Origin of the sequence: Micromonospora sp. NPDC048839 (assembly GCF_040649915.1) — a bacterium.
Lineage (GTDB): Bacteria > Actinomycetota > Actinomycetes > Mycobacteriales > Micromonosporaceae > Micromonospora.
Map to the genome: position 1 here is coordinate 241038 of NZ_JBEZGL010000011.1, position 10719 is coordinate 251756.

General features: G+C 72.6%; 11 protein-coding genes, 1 tRNA gene and 1 pseudogene. 5 read left to right on the forward strand and 8 right to left on the reverse strand.

Features of this window, described 5'->3' with window-relative positions; all coding sequences use genetic code 11:
* Nucleotides 1–130: 130 nt before the first annotated feature.
* Nucleotides 131–203, reverse strand: a tRNA-His gene (locus AB0C25_RS22285).
* Nucleotides 204–308: 105 nt separating this feature from the next.
* On the reverse strand, nt 309–905 hold the full coding sequence (gene orn / locus AB0C25_RS22290; RefSeq protein ID WP_357375971.1) for an oligoribonuclease: 597 nt from the start codon (nt 903–905) through the stop codon (nt 309–311).
* 66 nt (nt 906–971) lie between these two features.
* Between orn and AB0C25_RS22295 the strand changes: the two genes are divergently transcribed.
* Entirely contained in the window at nt 972–2264 is a 1293-nt protein-coding gene (locus tag AB0C25_RS22295; RefSeq protein WP_357375973.1) for a glycosyltransferase family 87 protein, read from the forward strand.
* Nucleotides 2265–2394: 130 nt separating this feature from the next.
* On the opposite strand, the pseudogene AB0C25_RS22300 reads toward AB0C25_RS22295, so the two are convergent.
* The 3 genes and pseudogenes from AB0C25_RS22300 to AB0C25_RS22310 all read right to left on the reverse strand — a co-directional run.
* A pseudogene (locus AB0C25_RS22300) lies at nt 2395–2692 on the reverse strand (hypothetical protein); the annotation flags it as partial.
* Nucleotides 2693–3382: 690 nt separating this feature from the next.
* On the reverse strand, nt 3383–4120 hold the full coding sequence (locus AB0C25_RS22305) for a YcnI family protein (RefSeq protein WP_357375975.1): 738 nt from the start codon (nt 4118–4120) through the stop codon (nt 3383–3385).
* Nucleotides 4121–4137: 17 nt separating this feature from the next.
* The gene (locus tag AB0C25_RS22310; protein ID WP_357375977.1) at nt 4138–5802 is read right to left on the reverse strand and encodes a copper resistance protein CopC; all 1665 of its coding nucleotides are present in this window, start codon (nt 5800–5802) and stop codon (nt 4138–4140) included.
* Nucleotides 5803–6004: 202 nt separating this feature from the next.
* Between AB0C25_RS22310 and AB0C25_RS22315 the strand changes: the two genes are divergently transcribed.
* The 4 genes from AB0C25_RS22315 to AB0C25_RS22330 are packed head-to-tail and all read left to right on the forward strand — an operon-like array spanning nt 6005 to nt 8935.
* On the forward strand, nt 6005–6595 hold the full coding sequence (locus AB0C25_RS22315; protein ID WP_357375979.1) for a sigma-70 family RNA polymerase sigma factor: 591 nt from the start codon (nt 6005–6007) through the stop codon (nt 6593–6595).
* 33 nt (nt 6596–6628) lie between these two features.
* On the forward strand, nt 6629–7153 hold the full coding sequence (locus AB0C25_RS22320) for a MauE/DoxX family redox-associated membrane protein (protein ID WP_357375981.1): 525 nt from the start codon (nt 6629–6631) through the stop codon (nt 7151–7153).
* Nucleotides 7146–7862, forward strand: coding sequence for a thioredoxin domain-containing protein (locus tag AB0C25_RS22325; RefSeq protein WP_357375983.1), 717 nt, complete (start codon nt 7146–7148; stop codon nt 7860–7862). The genes AB0C25_RS22320 and AB0C25_RS22325 overlap by 8 nt, the downstream gene beginning before the upstream one ends.
* Nucleotides 7859–8935, forward strand: a complete 1077-nt coding sequence (locus AB0C25_RS22330) for a hypothetical protein (RefSeq protein ID WP_357375985.1) — start codon at nt 7859–7861, stop codon at nt 8933–8935. The genes AB0C25_RS22325 and AB0C25_RS22330 overlap by 4 nt, the downstream gene beginning before the upstream one ends.
* A gap of 44 nt (nt 8936–8979) precedes the next feature.
* On the opposite strand, the gene AB0C25_RS22335 is transcribed toward AB0C25_RS22330, so the two are convergent.
* The 3 genes from AB0C25_RS22335 to AB0C25_RS22345 all read right to left on the reverse strand — a co-directional run.
* Nucleotides 8980–9738: an ABC transporter ATP-binding protein gene (locus tag AB0C25_RS22335; protein WP_357375987.1), complete on the reverse strand. Its 759-nt coding sequence runs from the start codon at nt 9736–9738 to the stop codon at nt 8980–8982.
* Entirely contained in the window at nt 9735–10505 is a 771-nt protein-coding gene (cbiQ, locus tag AB0C25_RS22340; protein ID WP_357375989.1) for a cobalt ECF transporter T component CbiQ, read from the reverse strand. Before cbiQ ends, AB0C25_RS22335 begins: the two co-directional genes overlap by 4 nt.
* A gap of 15 nt (nt 10506–10520) precedes the next feature.
* On the reverse strand, nt 10521–10719 hold a 199-nt coding region (locus AB0C25_RS22345), incomplete at its 5' end, for a hypothetical protein (RefSeq protein ID WP_357375991.1).

The following is a 10719-nucleotide window of genomic DNA, read 5'->3' on the forward strand; positions in this document are numbered from 1 at the left end:
GACCGTCCGCGCCAGATCAACTCGAGATACAGAAAACCGGGGCATCCAGCTGAGCGGGATGCCCCGGTTTCCTGAAAGCCGACGACTCAGGCCCCCTCCGAAGAGGGGGCCTGAGTCGCAGAACCAACTGGGTGACTGATGGGAATTGAACCCACGACAACCGGGACCACAACCCGGTGCTCTGCCAACTGAGCTACAGCCACCATGCCGCCGTCGCCCGGTCGATCGCCCCGGGCGGGGTGCGGACCAATAATAGCCGCACCGCAGCCGGCCCCGTCCAGCGGGTATCCGGGGCCGCCGCGCGTGGGTCAGAGTTCGGCGGCGATGGCCTTGGCGGTCTCGACGTCCGGGCCGGGCAGCGGGACGAAGATGGTACGCCGGTAGTACTCCAACTCCCGGATGCTCTCCCGGACGTCGGCCAACGCCCGGTGCGCGAGGCCCTTCTGCGGCTGGCCGAAGTACACGCGCGGGTACCAGCGCCGGCACAGCTCCTTGATCGACGAGACATCGATCATCCGGTAGTGCAGGTGGGCGTCGAGGCGGGGCATGTCGCGGGCGATGAAGCCCCGGTCGGTGGCGATCGAGTTGCCGCACAACGGCGCCGTCCGCGGATCTTTGACGAAGGTGCGGACGTAGTCCAGGACCAGGTCCTCGGCCTCGGTGAGGGTGACCGCCGAACGGCGGACCTCCTCGGTGAGACCGGACTTGGCGTGCATGGTCTGGACGATCTCCGGCATCCCCTCCAGCGCCACCTCGTCGGCGTGGATCACCACGTCGACCCCGTCACCGAGCACGTTGAGATCGGGATCGGTGACCAGTGCCGCAACCTCGATCAGTTTGTCCCTACCAAGGTCCAGCCCGGTCATCTCACAGTCGATCCAGACAAGGAGATCAGCCACCGGCACAGCCTACGCGCAGCCCACGCCCCGCGGCTGCGCGCTCTCGGCGGACCAGACCGCTAGGGTTTCGGGGTGCCAGCCGATCCCGTAGCACCGCCCGCCGTCACGGACGACGATCCCGGCGGCCGTACGGTCCGTCGCCTGGTCACGGTGGTGGCCCTCATCGCCGTGCTGCCAGCGCTCTACCTGCCGGGCCTGAACCACAAATTCCTCGACCTCAAGATCTACATGTCGGCGGTCGACTGGTGGCGTGTCGGCCACCCGCTCTACGACTACGTCCAACCCGACCGGGTGCAGGGCGAGTTGTACTTCACCTACCCGCCCTTCAGCGCGTTGCTGCTGTGGCCGTTCGGCCTGTTGCGGCTCGGTGCCACCGTGGCGATCTTCACGGTGCTCACCGTGCTGGCCGTGGTGTTGACCACCCGCTGGCTGATGATGCCGGTCATCGCCCGGCACGACCTGCCCCGGGCGTTCACGCTGATCGTGGCCGTACTGCTGGTGCTGGCCGTGGAGAGCACCCGCGAGACGATCACCTTCGGGCAGATCAACATGCTGCTGGTCGTGCTGATCCTGGCCGACCTGCTGTTCGCCGTACCGCAGGCGCGGCGTTGGGCCGGGATCGGCGTGGGGCTGGCGACGGCGCTCAAGCTCTTTCCCGGCATCTTCATCGTGTACCTGCTGGCCACCCGACGGTGGCGGGCCGCCGCGGTGGCGAGCGCGACCGCCGCGGCGGCGACCCTGCTCGCGGCGGCGATCGCTCCGGGCGACTCGTGGCGGTTCTGGACCCAGGAGCTGTGGGACAACGACCGGGTGGGACGGACTGACTACGTCGGCAATCAGTCGCTGTTCGGCCTGCTCAGCCGGTTCACCGCACCGGAGAAGCCGGACCGGCTGCTCTGGCTGCTGGTGGTCGCCGTGGTCGCCGCCTACGGCCTGTGGCGGGCCGCCCGCGCGGCTCGCGCCGGTGACCTGTTGACGGGCCTGACGTTGACCGGGCTGGTGGGTTCGCTGGTCAGCCCGATCACCTGGACCCACCACATCTACTGGTTCGTGCCGGCGGTGGTGCTGCTCGCGGACGCGGCGTTGAGTGCCGACCGCCCGGACGAGGCACGCAGGCGTCGGTGGTTGGCGGGGCTCGCGCTTGTCACCACCGCCGTGGTCGTCTACGGCGTGGTGACGTTCCAGGAATGGGGCGCGGGAGCGGTCCGTACGCACGACCCGGTGGACTTCGTCCTGCAGAACGCCTACGTGCTGCTCAGCCTGCTGTTGCTGGCGACCCTGCCGGTGCGCCTGCGCCGCGTCCGACCCGCCGACCAACCACAACCGCAGGAAAAATCGCACCAACTGGACACATCTACCCAGTAGCCGCCACTGGCGCTAATCTGGTCTCATCTACCTCAAGCGTCGCTCGGGTAGCACCGATCCCCCGGTGAGGGTGGCCCTCCGCGTCGGCAGCGTGGAGGGCCACCCGCCGTTCCGTCGACCGCCATCGGCCGGGTCGTGGCCTTCGCGCCCGAACCGACCATGGTGAGCTGCCGCACAGCCGGAAAGGGCGCGGCCGGCGCGGGATCCCGGGCACCCAGGCCACTCAGCGAGGTGACCCCGAGCCGGCCGGCGAGCACCGGGACCTGATCCGGCTCCACCACGAAGATGACCTCGCGTGGGCGCAGCGGTCGCAGCAGGAGCAGCAGGGCGCACGCCACCAGCAGGACGCCGGCGGTCAGCAGGGTCCAGGTGGCCGGGCCGGTCCACCCCGCCCGCACCTCGGCGCGCAGGTCCAGCGCCAGGTCGGCGGCACCGTCGGGGCGCATCAGCACCAGACTCATGGGCTCACCGGCCAGGTCGTCCGCGCTCCACTCCAGCGAGCCGACGCCCTGGCGTACCCAGGACTGCCGATCCGGCGGGCCGACCGGCACGACGGCGGCCGGATCGACCGGACCGCCCGCAGCGGGACCGGCCGGGTCCAGCCGAACCGGCAGCGGACCCTGGGCCAGCGCCACCCGACGGATCACGGCGTGCGGCACCGGCGCCAGCCAGCCACGCACCTCGGCGGTGGGGGCGAGCCCCACGAAGGCCGGGCCGCCCGAGGTGCGGGCGTCCAGTCGCAGCCGGGTCTGCCCGGTACGCGCGAACGGCGCCTCCTGGCGCAGCAGACGGTCGAGGTCGGTGACCACGACCGCGTGACCGGGCGTGCGGAGCGTCTCGAAGCGGGCGGCGAAGGCCCCGTCGGGGTCGGCGTGTCGCGTCACCAACCACAACGCGCCACCGGCGAACAGCGCCGGAATCCCCATGGCCACCAGCAGCACACCGACGATCGCCCGCACGACACGCATTCGCACCGTCTCCCTCCGTAGCCAGATACCCGGCCGACCTTACCGACGCGGGCACGGTGATCAGGGGATATCGACGGCACCGTACGGTCCGACCGCGGAAAGCGCGCTGGCCCGCCGGAGGGTTCCGGCGGGCCAGCGGGTGGGACGGGGTCAGGACTTGGCGACCGGCTCCCGACGGCTCCGGGAGAACGCCAGCCCGCCCAGCACCAGACCAGCCAGCCCGGCGACGAGACCGGCCACACCGAGGCCGACCGCGAGCCCGTTGCCCTCGTCGTCATCGTCGTCGTCGGGCGACGACACGGCGGCGGCGCTCGGCGCGGGCGCACCGGCGGGTGCCGCGGCGGCGGCCAGGGTGAGCACCGGCGCCGGGTGCTCCGGCTCCTCGGCACCCGGCGCCGGCGGATCGATCCAGCGCGAGATCTCGCCGTCCGAGTAGGTCTGCAGGACCTTGAAGACCATCGAGTCGACCTTCGGCAGCGGCCCCATCGAGACGGGGAACTCCTGGAACTGGCCGGGCTTCACCGCCGCGTCGCCGGTGGCCGTCCAAGTGATCTTGGAAATCGCCTCGGTGAGCTGGCTGCCGTGCACCTCGATCGGCGGGTCCACCTTGCGCTTCTCCGTCGCGACCGTCCAGCCGGGCACCGGCATGGTCGACACCGAGCCGACCGGGGCGTTCTCCGGCAGGGTCACCTCGAGCTTGGTGGTCGAGGCGGTGTCGCTCTCGTTGGGCACCCGGAACGCCACCCGGGCGTACCCGCCCTGGACCGCCTCCTTCGGGTTGACCGTGACGTGCGCGGACGCCGGTCCGGCGAAGCCGAGCACAGCGGTGGCGGCGGCGGTGAACGCCAGGGCGGCAGCGGCGGTTGCGGTACGCCGGAATCGGGTCATGGGTTTCGCGGACCTCTCTAACGGATCGGCACGGTGGCGGTCACCGTGGCCTGGTCGATGTCTGTCGTTCGGGCGGTGATCTTGATCTGCCAGTCACCGGAAGCCGGCAGGCTGATGTCGCCGTAGGCGTGGTTGTCCGTCAACGGCAGCAGCGGGACGTCGATCGGTTCGATCCCGGCCGAGGGCAGCGCGGCGGTCGCCTTCCACTCCACCACCGGCAGCGGCTGGTTGTTCTTGTCGTAGGCGTACAGGTGCACCGAGTTGTTGCCCCGCTGGGCCGGGCTCACCTCGATCTGCATGTCGTAGAGCGAGCTGGACAGCTTGGTGCTGAAGAGGCCGGCCTCGGTGCTGGACGGCCCGGCCACGGCGGTGCGGGCGGGCGTGGTCTGCACGAGCGTGGCGGACAGGCCCAACACCACCACGGTGACGGCCAACTCCACCCAGACCGCACGGCGGACCGGCGCCGGGCGCTGCGCGGCGACGCGGCGACGCACCAACTGCCGGGAGTACGCGGCCACGGCGATCACCACCGCGAACAACGCGATCTTGGCGAGCAGCAGCCGCCCGTACGTGGTGTCGAACAGCGCCTGCGGGGTGGCCACCTCGATCAGCGCCTGGACGGTGCCGGCGAGCAGCAGCGCCGAGACGGCGAGCGCCGCCCACCGTGACCAGATGGGCAGGATCGCGCCCAGCTCCCGCTCGTCGGCCTGGCGCAGCAGGAACGTGGCGAGCATCAGCAGACCACCCAGCCAGACCGCCATGCTGCCCAGGTGGACCGCGTCGACGACCACGGAGACCGCCGGCGCCGGGGAGGCCGCCGGGTGCCCGGCCAGCGGCCAGGTCAGCAGGGCCGCGCCGCCGAGCACGGCCAGGATGATCGCGTCAGCGCGACCGACCGGCCGGGTCAGCAGCGGCCGGAGCAGGAAGACGGAGGCCGCCAGCAGGCCGAGTCGGACCAGGTGGGCGGTGCCGAAGGCGCTGCCGAACACACTGCCGAACCCCTCGCCGGTCACCTCGAAGAGACCACCGCCGGCCGTGTAGGGCACCTGCAACCACAGGTCGGCGAGGGTGGCGACGGCCACCAGGCCGAGACCGGTCCAGGCCAGCCGCGCCGGTCCCCGCCGGGAGAGCCGTCGCGGCCACAGCGCGGCGAGCACCAGCGCCGGCCCGACCAGCAGCACCAGACCGGTGTAGCCGAGGAAACGAGCCACCTTCACCGCCGTACCCACGACCGGGTTGGCGCGGCTGTCCGTGCCGGAGTCGACGGGTGGCGTCGAGGGCGCGCCGACCGAGTAGGTGAACGCCCCGGACACCGGGTGACTGTCGGCGGAGATCACCCGGAAGCTGAGCAGGTAGGTGCCGCGCCCGCCGGCCGGGTCCACCGGGATGCGCACCTCGCCGCCGTCGAAGGACGGCTCACCCCGGTCGGCGCGGGACCCGTCCGGAGCGATGACCCTGATCTTGCCGGGAACCTTGCGGACCGACTCACTGAACCGGAGGACCACCTCGGACGGCGCGCTCGGCACGACGGAGGAGGCGGCCGGGCTGGTGCTCTCCAGCACCGCGTGGGCGCTGGCCGGGGTGGCTGGCGCGATCAACAGGGCGACGACGGTGACCAGTAGGCCGGCGGCGGCAGCCAGCCGGGTGATCCAGCGGCGGGGGGCGACAGTCATGCCAGCCATGGTCGCCGACCGGTGTGGATCTCGGCGAGCCGAGTCGGGCAAAGGGCTCAACTCTGCTCAGCCGCCCGTGCCGCGCGGGAGGGATCGCGTGTCATGAGGAGGTAGTCGGCTCCGGTGGGGGAAAAGTTCCCGACGTGGTGCAGACCATCCAGGAGTCGAAGGACCGTGACGCCGCCTCGGGCGCCGCGTAACCTGGTTTGTCGTGATCCCCGTCCCGCGTGACACCGGTGCCGCCGGTCCGGCAGAGCCGGCCGGTGACGCCGCCCGGGACCCGGCGACCGAGTGGGCGCTCAGCGCGCGTGCCGGTGACCCGAGCGCCCAGGCGGCGTTCGTCCGGCTGACCCAGACGGAGGTCTGGCGGTTCGCCGCCGCCCTGGTCGACCCGGACAGCGCCGACGACCTGACTCAGGAGACCTACCTGCGGGCGTTTCGGGCGCTGCCCGCGTTCGAGGGCCGTTCCAGCGTCCGCACCTGGCTGCTCGGCATCGCCCGTCGGGCCTGCGCCGACCACCTGCGCACGGTGATCCGCCGCCGCCGACTCGACGAGCGGCTGGCCGCGAACGCGTACACCGACCGCCCGCACCCGGACCCGGCCGGCCAGTTCGGCGCGGCGGACCTGGTCCGCCGACTCAGCGCCGAGCGGCGCGCCGCGTTCGTGCTCACCCAGTTGCTCGGCCTGTCGTACGCCGAGGCGGCCGAAGTCGTTGGGGTGCCGGTGGGCACCATCCGATCCCGGGTCGCCCGGGCCCGCGACGAGCTGGTCGAGGCGGTCGGCGACGCCCTGACCGGGTGAGCGGGGAACTTCCGGCGCAGACGGGACGACAAAATGAGCGTGACCGCACCCTCCCCCCGGCTCGGCCGTTGGCCGGTCGTCCGGCCCTGGCTCGCCACGGCGGCACGGCTCGGCCTCGCCGCCGTCTGGCTCGTCGCCGGCGCGTCGAAGGTCGGTGACCTCGCCGCCTCCGGGCGAGCCGTCAACGCGTACCAGGTGCTGCCGTACGACGTGGCGACCGTGGTCGGCGCGGCCCTGCCCTTCGTCGAGCTGGCGCTGGGCGTGCTGTTGCTGCTCGGGCTGGCCACCCGGCTCGTCGCCGGGGTGTCGGCCGCGCTGCTGGTGGTCTTCATCGCGGGGATCGCCTCGGCCTGGGCGCGTGGGCTGGCCATCGACTGCGGCTGCTTCGGCAGCGGCGGGCAGTTGGGCGAGGGGCAGGCACCCAGTTACCTCCCGGAGATCCTGCGGGACCTGGGATTCTTGGTACTGGCCGGATTTGTGCTGGTCTGGCCGCGTACGCCGGTATCGGTGGACGGGTGGTTGTCCGGCGAACCCGCTGTGGAGGACGAGGATGAGTAGTCGCAAGGGAAAACGGGACGCCGCCCGGGTGGTCCGCGAGCAACTCGCCCGCGAGCGACGGCGTCGCCGCACGGTCTGGGTGTCCGCCGCGGCGGTCGTCGTCCTGGTCATCGCCGGTGTCGTCGGCTGGACCGTCTATACCAACCAGCGTTCCGACTCCTTCACCACCCCACCCGGCGCGAACGCGGCCGGCACCGGCATCGTCACCGGTGGCGGGCCGGTCACCGTTGACGTCTACGAGGACTTCCTCTGCCCGGTCTGCAAGCAGTTCGAGGGGAGCACCGGGCCGACGCTCGAGCAGTTGGTGGCCGACAACAAGGCGAAGGTGGTCTACCACCCGGTGGCTTTCCTCAACCGCTTCTCCACCACCGAGTACTCGACCCGGGCCTCGGCCGCCTCCGGCTGCGCCGCGGCGGGCGGCAAGTTCCACGAGTACGCCAAGGAGTTGTTCGCGCAGCAGCCGCCGGAGGGCAGCGCCGGGCTCACCGACGACCAACTGGTCGACATCGGCGTCGGCGTGGGCCTCGACCGGGGCTCCTTCGGTGGTTGCGTGAAGGACAAGACGTACCGGACTTGGACCGAACACGTCACCGACGACGCCAGCCAGAGCGACGTCACCGGCACGCCGACCGTCAGGGTCAACGGTCAGCCGCTCGACAACCCCACCCCGGACGCCCTCACCGCGGCCGTGGCGGCGGCCGGCAAGTGATCCGTACCCTGTTGGCTCGCGTCGGCCTGGTCGCCACCGCCGCTGGCGTGGCGACCCTGCTCACCGCGACCCCCGCCGCCGCGCACGGCGCGGACGCCCCCGACGGCACCGACTACCGCACCCGGACCACCGGCGTCACGCCACAGCGGCCAGGGCTTGAGGTACGCGTCGTCGAGGCGGGCGCCCGACTGGAGTTGACGAACGACACCGGCCGGGCCGTCGAGGTCGTCGGCTACTCCGGCGAGCCGTACCTGCGGATCACCCCGGACGGGGTGTTCGAGAACAGCCGCTCCCCCGCCACCTACCTGAACCGCACCATCGCCGGGGACACCGCGCTCCCGGCCGAGGCCGACCCGGCCGCCCCGCCGACCTGGCGGCGGGTCGCCGACGGGACCACCGTGCGCTGGCACGACCAACGAGCGCTGTGGCAGGAGTCGGCACCACCGGCGGCGGTACGCGCGGCGCCGGACCGGGAGCACCGGGTCCGGGACTGGACGATCCCCCTGCGGGACGGCGCCGACCAGGTGACGATCGGCGGGACGCTGGACTGGGTGCCGCCGCCGGACGCGTACACCTGGTGGGCGGTGACGATCGTCGGCCTGCTCGCGGTGGGCGCGCTCGGCCTGCTCACCGCCGCCTCGCCCGCCGGCGCCCGCGCGTTGTCCGCGGTCGGCACGTTGCTGGTCGTGGGCGGCGTGGTGGCCGTCGCGTACCCGGTGGGGCGGGAACTGGACGCGGGCGCCCAGGGTGTGGGCGGGGTGACGCTCGGGCTGCTGTCCGGGCAGATCTGGTCGCTGCTCACCGGCCTCGGCGCGATCGCCGCCGGCTGCTACGCGCTGGCCCGCCGCCCGGCCGCCGACTTCGCGGTGGCGCTGGCCGGGGCCTGCCTGGCGCTCTTCGCCGGCGCGGCGAACGCCGCCGTGTTCGCCCGATCCATCGCCCCGGTCCCCTGGTCGCCCGAGATCGCCCGGGTGATGGTCGCGCTGGTGTTGATCACCGGCACCGGGGCGACCGCCGCCGGCGTCCTGCGCCTGCACGCGGCCGCCAAAACCCCAACCCCAGCCCGCACCTGAACCGCCCCGCCCCACCGGCGGGGGTGGGGGGTAGTGGGGTGGGGTTACCGGGGTGGGGTGAAGCCGTAGGGGAGTTCGAGGCGGTGGCGGGCCAGCAGGTCCGAGTCGGTCAGCAGGTCCAGGGTGGGGGCGTCGGCGACGATCCGGCCACCGTCCAGGATCACCGAACGGTCGCACAGCTCCGCCGCGTACGGCAGGTCGTGCGTCACCATCAGCAGGGTCACCGGCAGGTCGCGCAGGATCTCGGCCAGCTCACGACGGGCCGCCGGGTCCAGGTTCGACGACGGCTCGTCGAGCACCAGGATCTCCGGGTGCATGGCGAGCACGGTCGCCACCGCCACCCGCCGGCGCTGCCCGAAGGAGAGATGCTGCGGGGACCGGTCCCGGTGCGCGCCCATCCCCACCGCGTCGAGCGCCTCGTCCACCCGGGCGGCCAGCTCCGCCCCGCGCAGACCCAGGTTCGCCGGCCCGAACGCCACGTCCTCGGCCACCGTGGGCAGGAACAACTGGTCGTCCGGGTCCTGGAAGACGATGCCCACCCGGCGACGCACCTCGGCCAGGGTGGCCCGGTCCGGCGTGACCGTCAGCCCGCCGACACTCACGCTGCCCTCGGTCGGGACGAGGATCCCGTTGAGATGCAGTACCAGCGTGGTCTTGCCGGCCCCGTTGGGCCCGAGCAGCGCCACCCGGTCGCCGCGCGGGACGCTCAGGTCCACCCCGTGCAGGGCGACGTGCCCGTCCGGGTACGCGTACCGAACGCCACGAACGTCAAGCGAGACAGCGGTCTGCACGACACCGATCATGACAGTACGACGGCGGTGGCGGCGATGGAGGCGGCCAACACCGGCACTGTCGACGCGACGAGCCACTGACCGATGCTCGCGGCGCCGTCGCCCTGCCACACGGCGGGCATCCGCCCGGTGTAACCGCGCGACAGCATCGCCAGATAGACCCGCTCGCCGCGCTCGAAGGCGCGCAGGAACAACGCCCCGATCCCGGCGGCGAAGCCGCGCAACTGCCACAGGAAACGCGGGTCGTCGCCCCGGGAGATCCGGGCCACCCGCATCCGCCGCGCCTCGCCGACCAGCACGTCGAGGTAGCGCAGCATGAACGTGGCGATCTGGGTGAGCACCTGCGGGCAGCGCAGCCGGTCCAACCCCACGATCAGGTCCCGGGTGGTGGTGGTCGCGGCGAGCAGCAGCGACGCGAGCACGCCCAGGGTGCCCTTGGCCAGGATGTTCCACGCGCCGTGCAGCCCGTCCTCGGACAGCCGCAGGCCCAGCACCTCGACCCGTTCGCCGGTGCCGAGGAACGGCAGCGCCACGGCGAACAGCACGAACGGCAGCTCGATCAGCGCCCGGCTGAGCAGCCACCGCGGCCCCACCCGGGCCAGCGCCGCGACCGCCACCACCAGCAGGGCGTACGCGCCGAAGGCCCAGAACGCCGTGCGTGGGGTGGCCACCACGGCGATGGTGAAGACCACCATCGCCACGATCTTGGCTTCGGGCGGGAGCCGGTGCACCGGCGAGTCCGACTCGCGGTACAGCACATGCCCGTGACCGGCACCCATCCTGCGTACCCCTGCTCAGCTCGCCGCGTCGGCGCGGCGCCGGACGGGTGTCGTCGTGCCGTCGCTGATCGGGTCGGTGCCGTCGGTCGGCGTCGTGCCCTCGGTCGGCGTCGTGCCGTCGGTCGGCGTCGTGCCGTCGGTCGGCGTCGTGCCGTCGGTCGGCGTCGTGCCGTCGGTCGGCGTCGTGCCGTCGGTCGGCGTCGTGCCGTCGGTC

Coding starts and splice junctions, on each gene's coding strand:
- AB0C25_RS22305 (WP_357375975.1), bottom strand. CDS start 4,120: ATGACCCGATTCCGGCGTACCGCAACCGCCGCTGCCGCCCTGGCGTTC.
- AB0C25_RS22310 (WP_357375977.1), bottom strand. CDS start 5,802: ATGGCTGGCATGACTGTCGCCCCCCGCCGCTGGATCACCCGGCTGGCT.
- AB0C25_RS22320 (WP_357375981.1), top strand. CDS start 6,629: ATGAGCGTGACCGCACCCTCCCCCCGGCTCGGCCGTTGGCCGGTCGTC.
- AB0C25_RS22325 (WP_357375983.1), top strand. CDS start 7,146: ATGAGTAGTCGCAAGGGAAAACGGGACGCCGCCCGGGTGGTCCGCGAG.
- AB0C25_RS22335 (WP_357375987.1), bottom strand. CDS start 9,738: ATGATCGGTGTCGTGCAGACCGCTGTCTCGCTTGACGTTCGTGGCGTT.
- cbiQ (WP_357375989.1), bottom strand. CDS start 10,505: ATGGGTGCCGGTCACGGGCATGTGCTGTACCGCGAGTCGGACTCGCCG.